Below are 13,768 nucleotides of genomic sequence, written 5' to 3'. Positions count from 1 at the left end.
GTCTCTCGACCGGTCAAACCCTTTTTAAAAAAATTAGCCGAATTTTAGAGGTTTTTCTAAAAAAAGGATCCGGACAATGACCGCGTGGCTGAGATTTTTAAAAAGCCCCGTTTTATGGGGAATTGAGCGGTTTTTGCGGTTTGAGATGGGCCTTCTATATATAAGAAAAGTATGATTCTCTAATGGATGAATTGTCAGATAGTTGGATGGGATGTAAAGAGGATGTTTGAAAAAGAGCCGACGGCGGATTTTTTATTTTGCTTCCGCCGAAGAATTTGAATTTGATTGGAGGAATTATTCTTATGCGTTAATTCTAAAATAAATCACATCTCCATCCTGAACGATGTATTCTTTTCCTTCGATTCGAAGTTTGCCCTCTTCTTTTACCTTTGCCTGGTTTCCGGCTCGATCCAAGTCCTCGTAACTCATCACTTCCGCTCGAATAAAACCTTTTTCAAAATCGGAATGAATCACTGCGGCTGCCTTGGGCCCTGTACTGTTTACAGCTGTGGTCCAAGCCCTGACTTCCACTTCTCCGGCGGTGAAAAACGTGATTAAACCCAGAAGTTTGTATGCGGTTTTGATCATACGATCGAGGCCGCTTTCCGTCTCCCCGATTTCTTGGAGGAAATCCAATTGTTCATTCCTATCAAGACCGGAGATCTCCTCTTCAAAGCGACCACAGAGAATCACAAGTGCCGCGTTTTCTTCCTTTGCCATTTGTCGAATTTGCTGCAGGAGCGGAGTATCTTTTTTCGCGGCGTCTTTGTCGGCTATGTTTGCGACGTACATCACGGGTTTTAACGTAATCAGTTGAAACGTTTTTGCGAGTTTTTTTTCTTCTTCTTTCATTTCCGGAAGTGCGAGCCGAGCCGGTTTTCCCGCTTTTAAAAGGTCTAAGATTTTTTCCAGAACCGATGCTATTTCTTGGGCTTCTTTGTTTCCGTTCTTCGCATTTTTTGCCGCTCTTTGGTATTGTTTGTCGGCGCTGTCCAAATCCGCGAAGATCAACTCGAGATTTACAACGGCCGCGTCGTCGACTGGATTTACTCTTCCGTGAACGTGAGTTACGTTATCGTCCTCGAAAGCGCGCACAACGTGACAGATCGCGTCCACTTCTCGGATATGCGAAAGAAATTTATTTCCAAGACCTTCTCCCTGGCTTGCGCCCTTGACAAGACCAGCAATGTCTACGAATTCTATGATGGCGGGAACGATCTTCTGAGGTTTGACGATTTCGGCGAGACGATCCAGTCTGGAATCCGGAACTTCCACGATTCCTTTGTTCGGTTCGATGGTGCAGAATGGATAGTTTTCCATCTGCGCGCCCGCTTTTGTGAGGGCGTTAAAAATAGTGGATTTACCTACGTTGGGAAGGCCTACGATGCCGCAATTCAGACTCATGGAGTCCAGATTTTCCGGACAGGGCTCAACCGAAAAGTAAAATCGCGGTTATTCCAGATCCCAGGATTTTCCAGAGCCGTCGCTGTTGAGGGAAAAACTTTCCTGTTTGAAACGAATCAATCGATTTCCTCGAAAGAAAAAGTTCAATACTGAGATTCCGTTTGGAATCGAAGGAGAAGCACAACCGATGGAATAGATTCCTTCCTTGAATTTTAGGTCTTGCGATCGAGGCAATAAACGAATCCAGGTAGAATTTTCAGTCTTTCCTTCCAAAAGAGAAGCCCATTCTTCTTCGCTTTTTTCTCCCACTAAAAAAGAAACTCGATTCGATTCGAAAGAAATTCCCTGTGGGTCGGTGTTCGTAGAAAACCAAAATTTTAAAGAATCCAAACTCAGTTCCCAAGAAGCGTTTCCAAAAGAAATCGTCGTTGTTTCCTCTTTTGGTGGCTGGTCTTGCGTTTTTGATTCTGGAATCTTAGAATTCTTTACTTCCTTGGAGGTTTTGTCTTTCGGGGAGTTTGAGTTTGAAGTTTTTCCGATTCCCTTTTTTTTCTTTTGAGAATGGGAAGATTTGGAATTGTTTTTTAAAGAATTCTTCGGAGACGATTTTTTTTGTTTTTTAGGGGCCGCTACTTTTTTTTCTACGACAAAAGAAATCCAAGGCACATTTCCATTTTCCGCGCCAGGGGTGGCAGGAAGATTTTCTTTTGCTTCTTTGGAAAAAATATATAGATCATATCCGCTTTGAGTCGCGTGTGCGATTTGATCGCTCGGAGCTTCGGAGGCAAATGCGCCGTAACCGATAAAGAATGCGGTCCCATTCTCCTGAGATCGTTTTGTTTTGAGTCTTTTGAAAAATAAGGAAGTTGATTTGTAATACCGGATTTTGTCTGTTTTGAAAGAAGGTTCGCAGACGAGCGCGATACTCACGGGACGATCCTGAAGCCCTCCCGTTTCCGAAAGAATGCGGGAAACGTCAAAGACAAAAAGAAGCAGAACGGCGAGAACGACCCGTTTGAAAACCGAAATTCTCATAGATTAAGGAGTAATCCCAACGGATTTTAAAAGTGAACTTTGAAATTTCAGAAAATTCTTCTTTTCCTTTTCCTGAAAAAGCGCATAACGTGTTTCATAGTTCGGATCTTCGGAAGTTAATGCGGCTTTCATCTCCGAGAGATGCGATTCTTCTTCTTTAATGATCGCTTTGAGGCTGACCTGAATTCCGTTTTCTTCTAAGATTTGATCGTATTCTTGATAGAGAAAATCGGCTCTTTCTTCTATGAGATGGGTCACGTAGAGATAAGAAAGAAAGGATTGTTTTTTTCCTCGAATTCCCGCGGCGTTTAAGTCTTTCAGGACAAAAGCGTCCAGCCTTTGAAAATACGAAAACGCGGGAAAACCACAATGAAGATTTTCGGGTTTGTAATCCGGGCAAGAACCCGGAGAAACTCGTTCGCTCATTCGTTTGAAAAAATGTGCGTGTCTTGCTTCTTCGGAAGCGTGCCTCAGGATCATTTCTCCCATCCCGAAGTCGCTCTGGGTCGCGAGAATTTTACGAGATCCCATATGTTCCAAAAACGAAATCGTATTCAACCAACGAGAATGATTCTTCGGATTTTCTATGATTTTTTTTAAAAAAATACGAATCGACTCCGTGGAAACCGGAGCTGCGGTGATAGCTTGGGTCATAAGCGTATCCTTTTGGGAGCGGAGAAAAAATCATCGATTTTTAAACTTTCTCTTTGATTTTGTGTAGGAAAAGAATTTTGAGAATCGTTTCGATTTAAACCAAGGCAGATCCGACCCAAAGTATGAATTTTAATCTAACATCCCTGAAGCTGTATGGAAGTCTTATCAAGTTTTCTCACACCCTCTTTGCCCTACCCTTTGCCGGAATTGCATTCGTTCTTGCGTTTTTTAAAACCCGCGATAAGTCTACGATGGAATGGATTGTTCTTTCCGTTCTCATTTTGATTTCCATGGTTTTGGCGAGATCGGCGGCGATGGGGTTCAATCGGATCGTGGACGCCGACATCGACGGTAAAAATCAAAGAACGGTCGATCGGGAAATTCCTGCGGGAAAAATTTCGACTCGGTCGGCGATTCTTTTTGTCTTCTTGTCTTCGATCGGATTTTGTTTTGTGAGTTGGTGGATCAATTCGATGGCGTTTGCGCTCTCGTTTCCGACACTTTTGATTCTTCTGGGTTACTCTCTCGCAAAACGTTTTACTTGGTTCTGCCATTGGATTCTGGGTTTTTCGATTGGTTTGGCTCCACTTGCGACTTGGGTTGCGATCCGTCAGGAAATCGTCTTAGAGCCCTTGCTCTGGACCTTCGGACTTGCGTTCAACTTAGCCGGTTTTGACATTTTATACGCTCTTCAAGACCAAGAATTTGATAAAAAGGCAGGATTGTTTTCGGTTCCGGCAAAGTTCGGAAAGAAGAGTTCTCTCCGGATCGCCGCGATGAATCACATTCTTTGTATTGTTTTATTATTTGCGGCGGGAATCGTTTCCGGTCTGGGGCCGATCTTTTTGCTCTTTCTTTTGTTGACTGCGTATTTCCTTTTCCAAGAGCACAAGATTGCGAGAGGTGCGGGTGAGAATTTTTTTCCTCCGAAGTTTTATCAGATTCATTCTTACATTTCTCTGATCCTTTTCGGGGGATTGCTCGTGGACCGTTTTTTTTATCGCGTGATTTTGGGAAGTTAGGGTAAGAATCGGATTCCGATTGGACCTAAAGTCGAGTCGAAGTAAAAAAAGGGAATTCTAAGAATTCTTGATACGAATCGAGAGATTATTTTTGAAACTTGGAAGCGCTCTTTGCATTCGTCGTTCGTTCAACGACGGAATTTGTAGGAGCTCTAACGTTTTTTGCTAAAGATGACTTCTATTTTGAAAATTTGCAAAGAGCAAAATAGATTCGATTTGTATTTTTTTTTCGATAAAAATCGTAACGAAGATTTCTCAATTTTATTTAGGAGCTCCGATGAAACTTGTTTTAGGAATGGCCGGTGCGAGCGGATCCATCTACGCGGAACGTTTTATCCGCGCGCTTTCCACGATCGAAGGTTCTACCTTTTTGATTTGTAGCCCGGCTTCTCTACGAGTCTTTCGGGAAGAAATGAATTGTAAGGTTTCTTCCGCGAAAGAACTTCTGGAATTTATTTTTACCAAATACAAAATTGGAAATTCTCCCCATCAATTTTTGATTCGCAATTTTTTGGATATCGGAGCCGATATCGCGTCCGGATCCAATCCTTGGAAAGCGATGGTTGTTCTTCCTTGTTCCATGAAAACAATCGCTTCGATTAACGCAGGTTTGACGGAAAATCTGATCGAAAGGGCCGCTGACGTAACTTTGAAAGAAAGAAGAACTCTCGTCCTTGTTCCCAGAGAAGCGCCTTACAACCGGATTCATCTCAGGAATATGTTGGAACTCCACGACGCCGGAGGAACGATTCTTCCCGCTTCTCCCGGTTTTTATCAAATGCCGAAGACACTGGATGATCTAGGGGATTTTATCAGCGAAAGAATTTTCAGACTCTTGGGAATAGAATTGGATCTTTACCCAAGATGGAGCCCAAAAAACCAAGAAGAATAGTTTTTGTTAAGCGTAGTATTCTATGTCGTGAATTTTTTTCTTCAAAGTCGAAGCGTCTTCGTAGTTTTCCTTTGAGATCGCGTTGAATTTTTGAAGATAAAGACCGATCAGTTCTTCCCCAGTCTGTCCAGGTAAAGAAAGTGCTTTTTTGAAATTTTCCAAATCGAATTCTGGATGTTTGGTGGAAAAGTTTTCGACCAACTGATCCATCTTGATCAGAGATGCCTCCCTGGCGATTCCGGTTGATCTTCTGATTTTAAGAGAAAGATTGGCAAGTGCGTCCAGATATTCTCTGACTCCGCTTTCCTCTTCCGGAAAGTGAACCTGTCCACTTCCGACTTCGCGATTCTTACAGATTTCCACGTATTTGATTACGACACTATTGAACTGATCCATTCTTTCTTGGATATAATCGTTCGATGCTTCTTTGGAGGCGGGCATTTCGAAATCTCTAATCTTAATGACGTCGTATTTCTCTATGTTTTCGGATATGACTCTCTTCAACTCGTCATAACTGTCCAAAGAAACAGGGGGGAAAGTTACTACGGGGAAGTTTTCTCCGATTTTCAGAAAGCTCACCACAACGTTAGACGCGATGATCTTACCTCCGGGGCTGAGAGGGTTTTCACCAAATACGTTGCAATAAACGATTAAATTGCCCGTTGGGTTTTTATCGGATCCCTTTTCAAACTTCAAGGTTCACCTCCCTTCTCATAATGTACAACAGACTCAAATCCTTGTATTATTCCCACTTTTTTATTTCTTCATTGAGATGATCGAATATACTTTTGTAGGCTTGATAGATTGGACCGTTTTTGTCTTTTAAAATTGCAGGTTTTCCGTCTTCTCCGGCGTTCATAATCTCCATTGTCAAAGGAATGCCACCTAAGAAACGTGCGTCCGAAGATTCTGCCAATGTCTGGCCTCCACCTTTGCTAAATATGGCAGAAGCGTGTCCGCATTTTGGGCAAATGAATTCACTCATATTTTCAACAATTCCCAAGATCGGAACCTTCACTTGAGTGAACATCGCCGATGCACGGTTGGCGTCTAACAAAGCAACGGACTGCGGAGTTGTTACGATCACCGCTCCGTTCAAATCAATGAGTTGAGCCAAGGAAAGTTGGACATCTCCTGTTCCCGGAGGAAGATCGATAAAAAGATAATCCAAATCATCCCAGACGATATCGTATAAGAATTGTTCGATGGCCTTTCCGAGCATCGGTCCTCTCCAGACGACGGGTTGTTTTTCATCGATCAAAAAGGAAAAAGAGATGATCTTAAGTCCGTCTTTTTCGAGGGGATAAATCTTATCTTCTTCGGCTTTTAAGGCAACGCGGCCGTTAACTCCAAACATCTTTCCGACCGAAGGACCGTAGATATCCGCATCCAATACTCCCACTTTGTATCCTAGAGAAGCTGCCATTGCGGCCAGGTTCACTGTGACCGTTGATTTTCCGACCCCGCCTTTTCCGGATCCGACCGCGATCACATTTTTAACACCGGGAATCTTATTAGAATCATCTAATACGAGCTTCGGATCGACTTCGAACTTTATCTTTACCTTCCCTACACCTTCCAATTTCGTGAGTGATTGTCGGATTTGGGCTTCCAGTCCGATCTGAATCCTTCTATCCTGACTCGGGGTTTTGAGAAGAATATTGGTCTCTCCTTCTTGAATCTCGAGCGCCCCTACCATTCCAAGGGAAACGATGTCTTTCTTAAGTTCCGGATGTTTGATTTTAGCGAGTTCTCTTTGGATTTTTACTGCTTCTATGGCGGCCATTTTATTCCTTTTCTGAATACGAAACTAAGGGAGCTTCCGTAAATTTAGACTGTTCCTGGTTGTAAGTATATCTTTGAATTTTAAGGTTTCGATTTTGAATTTCCAAAAGATGAAATCCGCACTGATGTCTCGTATCATCCAAACGAGTGCTGGAAGCCGAGTTGATTACATAATAGGGCATAAGAGGACCGGGAAATTTTACCCAATTCGTATGAACGTGACCGTGCAAAAAAGCGAGAGGGGGTTGTTTTTTGAGAAGAACCGCTATTTCTTCCCGGTTACGCAGACGGTGATGAATCGTTTCCTGTCTTTCTTCGGGATTCCAGATCGGATGATGACAGACCAAAACATAATCTTCGATTTTTTTTTCCCGAAGAATTTTTTGAGTCGTCTCGACAACTTGCGGTTGTATCGTTCCATACGCGTTTAGGATGGAAAGAGGAAGACTGGAATCCCAGCCTACGAAGTGGAGATCCCCGATTTTTTTAATACGAATGTATTCTGCGTTATGAGAAATAGAATCGCCGGAAAGTTTCGAAAAATACTTTTCGAAAAACGGGTTCCCGCCTACTGCATGTTTTGTATAGCGATCGTGATTTCCAGGGATGTAAAAAATCTTATCCTGCGGAAGTTCGCTTAATATTTTCCCTGCAGCCTGAAATTCCAGTTCGTGAGAAACGTTCGTGATGTCTCCGGATACAACGATCGCTTCCGGGTTTAAGGTTTCGACACTCTTTAGGATGGAACTCCACACATAAGAGGGATATTTTTTTCTTCTTCGAAGCGTATAGTTGAGATAACCTACGATCATCTTTCCTCTTAGCTGAAGAAAGGGAATTCTTGTAGGAAAGTGAAGATCAGATAGGTGAAGAATTTTCATTCGGATTCAAAAAGTTCCAGAATTCCCAAAACGTCGCCCTTACGAACGATGGATCCCTGCTCTTTTATAATTTGCGTTAGCTTACCTTTCACCGGCGACTCCATCGGGAAGCAAGCCTTGTCGGTAACGAGCTCTAAAATTTCTTGACCGGGAGTTATGGAGTCACCAAGCTTCGAATTCCAGTGAACGAGTTCGATCTTGTCCGTATCGCCGAGGTCCGGAGTGATCAGTTCAAAAATGCCGGATTTTGGTTTCATGATTTAAAACAAACTTGCGTAAAAGACTTTGCGCGTCAATGATACCTAAAAAACTCGGTGGGGATATATGGCAAACCAGAAAACAGCGCTCAGAGGTAGCGAGATCCTGAAAAATATCGAGGATCTCAAAAAAAGAAAATTCTTTCACCTTGAGCTCAAAGGTCTGACAAAACCTACACGAGACATTCTTTCCGAGCTTGTAAACGGAATTTTAGAGGAAATCGGAGCAAACCCGTTAGCCGGTTTTCATCTTTTTAGCGGTTTGATGGAAGCGTTGTTAAACGCAATCAAAGCGAACATACGGCATATTATTTTCAGAGACGAACTCTTAAAAAAATTAGAACAAGGAGAAACGAGTCGTCAAGACGCGGAAGAGCTTCTTGAGATCATTATGGAGACCTCGCTTCTGCGGGATGCGATGCATCGTTATATCGTTCCTGATAAAGTAAAAAAACAAGTGCAGACGGTCCTTTCTTTGGAAGATAAGATCAGAACAAAAAAGAAGGTATTGACCGAAAGCGAGAAAGTCTTCTTATCCGATGTTCGCAGCAAAATCGAAAAATACAATATGAACATTTCCTTGAAGATTCGTATTACCAAGGAAGAATTGAGTTTTAGAATCCGGAACGATTCGCCGATCCATCATCTGGATTTTGAAAGAATCCAAGAATCCAGACAAAAACACAAAGAACTATTCGATCAAGGAAATTCTGCTGACTTCTTCCGTCCCGAATTCTTAAATGAAAAAGAAAGCGCCGGTTTCGGAATCGCTATGATCGACGAAGGCTTTTATAGCATCGGTCTCAATCCTCTCGATCTTCTTACGATCACATCCGGAGCGAGAACGACGACGGTATACATGAAATATCCGATTTCCGGATTGAAGATGGATTTCTAATTTATTTCGAGTGCATTCAAAATTTTTTTGAACACAAGAAATTCTTCTGATTTCGAAAACAAAATTTCGAAACAAATTGAAAACGCGAAAGTTTGGATCGTTTTTGATTTTTTCCGATCCAGAAAACCTTTCAAAGATCGAATTTTGATTTTTTGAATATACTCTTTAAAATTCCTCCAAAGCACAAACGAAGGATCCGTAAGAAAAAATCTTTTCACGGTTCCTTTTTCCTCCGTGTTCTTTGAAAAGTTCGGGCTTCTCAATTAAAAACTTGCATCAAACTTTTGTGAGAGTCGAAATGCGCAGACTTGTATCTTGCATTTTATGGAAATGGAATCCACAGGAAGGATTTGTTCGAACGGAATTTGAAGGCTCGTGTCCTATTCTTTTCGAGTCGTATGCCAGTAAACAATCCGTTTGAATGAAGAATGGAAAGGTTTCTCTAAGAATGAAAGTAATTCCGTTTGGAAGTTGTCTTCGAAACAAAACCTGAGGCTTGAGGAAAAAACGATCTTCCGAGGAACTACATTCAAGAAAGCAATGAATATAAAATAACTTCTCACACAAGAGTTGTACGAGAAGTTCTTTGTTCTAAAAAAATTCGTATCGATTTCTCATTTCGGATCGAGTCGATAGACTTTCCCGCTCCCAAAATCGGTAAGATATACTTTTCCGGAAGTGTCTCTTCCGAAAGATGAAATCAAAACGGGCCATTTTCCCAAGGTATAAACTTTTGTCGCGGGTTGTCCGGAGGTTTCCGGAAGATCCAAGGCCCAAATTCGTCCGGAAACAAAGTCTGCAAAAATATATTTACCGTTTAGCTGCGAGATTGCTTGATTCGAATAAACGTAACCGCCCGTAATCGATTGTCCTTCTTCCCTTCCATATTCGTAGATTGGATCGGTAAGACCTTTTCCATCGCAGTTTTGTTTTGGATCAAAGCAGTGGGTCGCCTCCTTTGTATTCCAGCCGTAGTTTTTTCCCTTTTCGATGAGATCCACTTCTTCCCAGAGATCCTGACCTACGTCCGCGAGAATCAATCTTCCTTGCGGATCAAAACTGTATCTCCATGGATTTCGAAATCCGTACGCGAATGTTTCCGGCGCACAACACGCGTCGTTTACAAAAGGATTGTCAGCGGGAATTTTATAGTTTTTTCCGTTTTCCGTTGCGTTTACGTCGACACGCAACATACTTCCTAAGAGCGTTTTCGGATTTTGTCCGTTCTCTTTTGGATCGTCTTTCCATCCCCCATCTCCCCAACCAATGTATAAGAATCCATCGGGACCGAAGGCAAGTTGACCCGCGTTGTGATTCGGATACGGTTGAACAACTTCCAAAATAATTCTTTCGGAAGTAATTTTAGAATTTGGTAAATCTTTCGGAGAAGAAGCGATCCACTCCGAGACTCGACTCGTATCCTTGCCGCCTACTTTCGAAACATAGTTAAGATAAAGTTTACCATTCTTCGAGAAATCCGGATGAAACGCCAGACCAAGAAGCCCTTGTTCCGCTTCGGACAATACATTCAAAGTCAATAATATTCCAGTTTCATTCTTTCGGACCTTGCCCCAACGAAGTGTGCCCTTTTGTTCCGTGACCAGAAACGTTTCCGATTCTCCGGGAGGAAATTGAAGATCGGTTGGTTGGGAGAATCCGGCCGAAACTTCTTTGAGCGAAATCAGGATCCTTTCTTTTTGTTCGTCCTTTCCGGAAAAGTTCGGTTGAATCAGGTTCGGATTTCCTTCGGCCTTATAGGAATCCGGCGCGCCTAATACTTCAACTAAGGTTTTTTGAATCCATTCGCAGCCGTTTGAAAAAACGAGTACGATCGCAAGGAGGGAATGGATTAGAATTTTTTGAACGGAGGTTGGAATACGAAGCATGACGCAAAGCATCCCTTTTTTTGAGAGTTCGTCAAATAGAATCTCCGATTTTACGTTCAAAAATCATTTCTTAAAAGCGGAGGATTAAAAAATTCTAATCTTGCTTAAAGGATATACTGACTGAGATCCTTATCCTGAATCACACCCTGGAGTCGATCCAGAACATACTTTCCGTCGATTTTTACGTTTCGTTTCTCTTCGGGCAGGTCCGGGCCTTCGAAACTCAATTCTTCCAATAGACGCTCTAGGATCGTATTCAATCTTCGAGCTCCGATGTTTTCGTGTTTCTCGTTCATGTCGTAGGCGATTCTTGCGATCTCTTGAATCCCTTCCGTAGTAAACTCGACTCGAATGGAATCGGTTGCCAGAAGAGCTTCGTATTGTCTCGTTAACGAAGACCGAGGCGCGGTGAGAATTTTTTCAAAGTCGTCTCTGGATAATTTTTCGAGTTCTACACGGATCGGAAATCTTCCCTGCAACTCCGGAATCAAATCCGAAGGTTTGGTCATGTGAAACGCGCCTGCCGCGATAAAAAGAATATGATCCGTCTTTACCGGGCCGATTTTTGTATTCACGGTTGCGCCTTCCACGATCGGAAGAAGGTCTCTTTGAACACCTTCTCTGGATACGTCGGCTCCGGTCTTTCCTTCCCTTCCCGCGATCTTGTCGATCTCGTCCAAAAAGATGATTCCCATTTCTTCCACTCTTCGAAGGGCTTCTCTTTGCACCTTGTCCGGATCGAGTAACTTCTCCGCCTCGAATTCTTCCAAAGCCTTGAGCGCCTCGGGAATTTTAAGTTTTCTTTTTTTATTTTTTTTGGGAAGCATGTCTCCCAAAACGTTCTGCAATTGATTGTCCAAGTCGTCTAAGTTTCCCGCCCCGAAAACCTGCAACATCGGAATCTGAGAAGCGCTCGGGTTCGGCAGATCGAGTTCCACTTCTTGTTCGTCTAACTTTCCGGTTTTTAGTTTTTTTCTCATAAACTCTCTGGTTTCGAGAAAATGCGTTTTTCTTTCCTCTTCATCGGCGATCGGAGTATTCGAAAAACCTGATATTTGCGTGGAGGTCGGTTTGGGTTCTCCCGGGAAAGGAAGTAAAATATCGAGTAAGGCCTCTTCCGCTTTTTGTTTCGCAGTTTCTTCCACTCGTGTTCTGTATTCCTGTTTTACGAGATTCATCGAAATGACGGCGAGATCTCGAATCATAGATTCCACGTCTCTTCCGACGTAACCGACTTCCGTGTATTTGGTTGCTTCCACTTTGAGAAAAGGAGCTCCGCAGAGTTTGGAAAGTCTTCTTGCGATTTCCGTTTTTCCAACTCCGGTCGGACCGATCATGATGATGTTCTTAGGATAGATTTCTTCCTGCATTTCAGGATCGAGTTTTTTACGACGGGTTCGATTTCGGAGAGCGACCGCAACCGCCTTCTTGGCGTTTTTTTGTCCGATGATATGTTCATCGAGTTTGGTTACGATCTGCCGAGGTGTGAGTTCTTCTTCGGTGGAGAATGTAAGTTCCTGATTTTTATGAGAATCTGTCATAGATTTGTTTATAGAATTTCTTCGATGGTAATATGATCGTTTGTGTAGATACAAATGTCTGCGGCGATTTTCATGGAAGATTCTACGATCTCCCTCGCGGAAAGTTCGGTGTGATCGTAAAGCGCTCGCGCGGCGGCTAACGCGTAATTTCCTCCGGATCCGATCGCGATCACACCTTCATCGGGAGAGATCACGTCGCCTGTTCCCGAAATCAAAAACGATTCGTCTTTGTCCGCGACGATCAAAAGGGCTTCGAGTCTTCGAAGCATACGGTCCATTCTCCATTCTCTCGCGAGTTCCACCGCGCTTCTCGAAAGACTGCCTCCGAATTCCTGCACTTTCTTTTCAAAAAGTTCAAAAAGCGTGAATGCGTCCGCGGCGGATCCGGCAAAACCGGAAAGGATTTTTCCGTCATAGAGTCTTCTCACTTTTTTTGCGGATTGTTTCATGACGGTGTTTCCCATAGAAACCTGACCGTCGCCTCCGATGGCGACTTTTCCGTTTTTACGAACACAAAGAATGGTGGTGGAACGAATTTTATTTTCTGGCATGGGGATGAGCTTTTCTATAAACCTCTTTGATTTTTTCCTTACTTACACTCAGATAAATCTGAGTCGTGGAAAGCGAAGAATGCCCGAGTAATTCCTGCACCGCTCGAATGTCCGCGCCCGCGTCTAAAAGATCGGTCGCAAACGTGTGTCTGAATTTGTGGGGAGTGATGGTCTTTTCCCATCCCATTTTTTTTCTTCTTTCATTCAAAATATAACGTACGCCTCGGGTCGTCAGTTTCTTTCCTTTTTGATTTAGAAAAATTTCCTCGGTCTCGGGAAAAAAATGAGTCCGGTATTCTAAATACTTTTCAAGGGAATGAATCGCTTCTTTTCCGAAGTATACAAATCTTTCTTTTTGACCTTTCCCGAGGACCTTGAGAATGGTTAGATCTTTGGAAAGAGCGGAAAGTTTCGCGTTTACCAACTCGAATACGCGAAGTCCGGAAGAATACAAAACTTCGATCATCGCCCGGTCCCGAATATCCAAGATTTCCGACGTTCGCTCCGCGGCGAAGCTTAAGATTTCTTCCGTTTCTCCGATTCGGAAGTTTTTTGGAATGTCTCTTCGAACTCTTGGAAAACTGATTTGAACTGCAGGATTGGAAGAAACGAGATCGTCCCTCAAAAGAACCTTGTAGAAAGTACGAAGGGAAGATAACTTTCTACTCTGGGATCTCCGATCCAAACCGTGATTCTTTGCAAGATAGGCAAAATAAGAACGAATGTCCACGGGTTCGATTTGTAAGATGTCCAACTGTTCCTTTTCGCAAAAATCAAAAAAGAATTTCAGATCAATGCTGTAAGCGTTGAGCGTGTTTTGAGAATAATTTTTTTCGATTCTAAGATACGTGATGAATTTTTCCGCCGCTAAGTTTTGAGAAGCGGATGAAAATTGCGGAAGTCGGAATGGATAATCGCCCAATGGAATGCTCCGTTTTAAATTGAGTTCGTTCGATTTGAAT

General features: G+C 42.8%; 14 protein-coding genes. 3 read left to right on the top strand and 11 right to left on the bottom strand.

Annotated elements, in window-relative coordinates; translation table 11 throughout:
* Nucleotides 1–300: 300 nt before the first annotated feature.
* Genes ychF through JWG45_RS00650 form a run of 3 tightly spaced genes read right to left on the bottom strand, consistent with a single transcriptional unit; the run spans nt 301 to nt 3,093 of the window.
* Nucleotides 301–1,404: a redox-regulated ATPase YchF gene (gene ychF, locus JWG45_RS00660; protein WP_205277860.1), complete on the bottom strand. Its 1,104-nt coding sequence runs from the start codon at nt 1,402–1,404 to the stop codon at nt 301–303.
* A gap of 48 nt (nt 1,405–1,452) precedes the next feature.
* Nucleotides 1,453–2,439 (bottom strand): LIC11612 family fibronectin-binding protein, encoded by a 987-nt coding sequence (locus tag JWG45_RS00655; RefSeq protein ID WP_205277859.1) that lies wholly within the window; start codon nt 2,437–2,439, stop codon nt 1,453–1,455.
* Nucleotides 2,440–2,442: 3 nt separating this feature from the next.
* Nucleotides 2,443–3,093, bottom strand: a complete 651-nt coding sequence (locus JWG45_RS00650) for a hypothetical protein (protein ID WP_205277858.1) — start codon at nt 3,091–3,093, stop codon at nt 2,443–2,445.
* Between the two features lie 122 nt (nt 3,094–3,215).
* On the opposite strand from JWG45_RS00650, the gene JWG45_RS00645 reads away from it, so the two are divergent.
* Both JWG45_RS00645 and JWG45_RS00640 read left to right on the top strand, forming a co-directional pair.
* Nucleotides 3,216–4,115, top strand: a complete 900-nt coding sequence (locus JWG45_RS00645; RefSeq protein WP_205277857.1) for a UbiA-like polyprenyltransferase — start codon at nt 3,216–3,218, stop codon at nt 4,113–4,115.
* A 277-nt stretch (nt 4,116–4,392) separates the two neighbouring features.
* The gene (locus JWG45_RS00640) at nt 4,393–5,007 is read left to right on the top strand and encodes a UbiX family flavin prenyltransferase (RefSeq protein ID WP_205277856.1); all 615 of its coding nucleotides are present in this window, start codon (nt 4,393–4,395) and stop codon (nt 5,005–5,007) included.
* A gap of 6 nt (nt 5,008–5,013) precedes the next feature.
* Here JWG45_RS00640 and JWG45_RS00635 read toward each other — a convergent pair whose 3' ends face one another.
* From JWG45_RS00635 to JWG45_RS00620, 4 genes are read right to left on the bottom strand one after another with little or no spacing between them, the layout of a single operon-like run.
* A complete protein-coding gene (locus JWG45_RS00635) occupies nt 5,014–5,703 on the bottom strand; it encodes a hypothetical protein (RefSeq protein WP_205277855.1) in 690 nt (229 codons plus the stop codon).
* Between the two features lie 46 nt (nt 5,704–5,749).
* A complete protein-coding gene (locus tag JWG45_RS00630; protein ID WP_205277854.1) occupies nt 5,750–6,793 on the bottom strand; it encodes an Mrp/NBP35 family ATP-binding protein in 1,044 nt (347 codons plus the stop codon).
* Nucleotide 6,794: 1 nt separating this feature from the next.
* The gene (locus JWG45_RS00625; RefSeq protein ID WP_205277853.1) at nt 6,795–7,673 is read right to left on the bottom strand and encodes a metallophosphoesterase family protein; all 879 of its coding nucleotides are present in this window, start codon (nt 7,671–7,673) and stop codon (nt 6,795–6,797) included.
* Complete coding sequence (locus tag JWG45_RS00620) at nt 7,670–7,930, bottom strand: lipoyl domain-containing protein (protein ID WP_205273136.1); 261 nt, start codon at nt 7,928–7,930, stop codon at nt 7,670–7,672. Before JWG45_RS00620 ends, JWG45_RS00625 begins: the two co-directional genes overlap by 4 nt.
* A gap of 67 nt (nt 7,931–7,997) precedes the next feature.
* Here JWG45_RS00620 and JWG45_RS00615 point away from each other — a divergent pair, with 67 nt between their 5' ends.
* The gene (locus JWG45_RS00615; RefSeq protein WP_205277852.1) at nt 7,998–8,828 is read left to right on the top strand and encodes a hypothetical protein; all 831 of its coding nucleotides are present in this window, start codon (nt 7,998–8,000) and stop codon (nt 8,826–8,828) included.
* A 614-nt stretch (nt 8,829–9,442) separates the two neighbouring features.
* Here the strand turns inward: JWG45_RS00615 and JWG45_RS00610 are convergent.
* The 4 genes from JWG45_RS00610 to xerC form a co-directional block, all read right to left on the bottom strand.
* Nucleotides 9,443–10,714 (bottom strand): PQQ-dependent sugar dehydrogenase, encoded by a 1,272-nt coding sequence (locus JWG45_RS00610; protein WP_408611583.1) that lies wholly within the window; start codon nt 10,712–10,714, stop codon nt 9,443–9,445.
* 104 nt (nt 10,715–10,818) lie between these two features.
* Nucleotides 10,819–12,255, bottom strand: a complete 1,437-nt coding sequence (hslU, locus tag JWG45_RS00605) for an ATP-dependent protease ATPase subunit HslU (RefSeq protein ID WP_205277851.1) — start codon at nt 12,253–12,255, stop codon at nt 10,819–10,821.
* Nucleotides 12,256–12,263: 8 nt separating this feature from the next.
* Nucleotides 12,264–12,806, bottom strand: a complete 543-nt coding sequence (gene hslV / locus JWG45_RS00600; protein ID WP_118982323.1) for an ATP-dependent protease subunit HslV — start codon at nt 12,804–12,806, stop codon at nt 12,264–12,266.
* Nucleotides 12,793–13,728 (bottom strand): tyrosine recombinase XerC, encoded by a 936-nt coding sequence (gene xerC, locus JWG45_RS00595; RefSeq protein ID WP_205277850.1) that lies wholly within the window; start codon nt 13,726–13,728, stop codon nt 12,793–12,795. Before xerC ends, hslV begins: the two co-directional genes overlap by 14 nt.
* Nucleotides 13,729–13,768: the final 40 nt, after the last annotated feature.

Origin of the sequence: Leptospira ainlahdjerensis (assembly GCF_016919175.1) — a bacterium.
In the GTDB taxonomy this organism is placed as follows: Bacteria; Spirochaetota; Leptospiria; order Leptospirales; family Leptospiraceae; genus Leptospira; species Leptospira ainlahdjerensis.
The sequence above is the reverse complement of the archived record's forward strand: the minus strand, read 5'-3'. Positions and strand labels throughout refer to the sequence as shown.

Bases quoted from the DNA above. Each gene is read 5' to 3' on its own strand.
- ychF (WP_205277860.1), bottom strand. From the start codon at position 1,404: ATGAGTCTGAATTGCGGCATCGTAGGCCTTCCCAACGTAGGTAAATCC.
- JWG45_RS00655 (WP_205277859.1), bottom strand. From the start codon at position 2,439: ATGAGAATTTCGGTTTTCAAACGGGTCGTTCTCGCCGTTCTGCTTCTT.
- JWG45_RS00650 (WP_205277858.1), bottom strand. From the start codon at position 3,093: ATGACCCAAGCTATCACCGCAGCTCCGGTTTCCACGGAGTCGATTCGT.
- JWG45_RS00645 (WP_205277857.1), top strand. From the start codon at position 3,216: ATGAATTTTAATCTAACATCCCTGAAGCTGTATGGAAGTCTTATCAAG.
- JWG45_RS00640 (WP_205277856.1), top strand. From the start codon at position 4,393: ATGAAACTTGTTTTAGGAATGGCCGGTGCGAGCGGATCCATCTACGCG.
- JWG45_RS00630 (WP_205277854.1), bottom strand. From the start codon at position 6,793: ATGGCCGCCATAGAAGCAGTAAAAATCCAAAGAGAACTCGCTAAAATC.
- JWG45_RS00625 (WP_205277853.1), bottom strand. From the start codon at position 7,673: ATGAAAATTCTTCACCTATCTGATCTTCACTTTCCTACAAGAATTCCC.
- JWG45_RS00620 (WP_205273136.1), bottom strand. From the start codon at position 7,930: ATGAAACCAAAATCCGGCATTTTTGAACTGATCACTCCGGACCTCGGC.
- JWG45_RS00615 (WP_205277852.1), top strand. From the start codon at position 7,998: ATGGCAAACCAGAAAACAGCGCTCAGAGGTAGCGAGATCCTGAAAAAT.
- JWG45_RS00610 (WP_408611583.1), bottom strand. From the start codon at position 10,714: ATGCTTCGTATTCCAACCTCCGTTCAAAAAATTCTAATCCATTCCCTC.
- hslU (WP_205277851.1), bottom strand. From the start codon at position 12,255: ATGACAGATTCTCATAAAAATCAGGAACTTACATTCTCCACCGAAGAA.
- hslV (WP_118982323.1), bottom strand. From the start codon at position 12,806: ATGCCAGAAAATAAAATTCGTTCCACCACCATTCTTTGTGTTCGTAAA.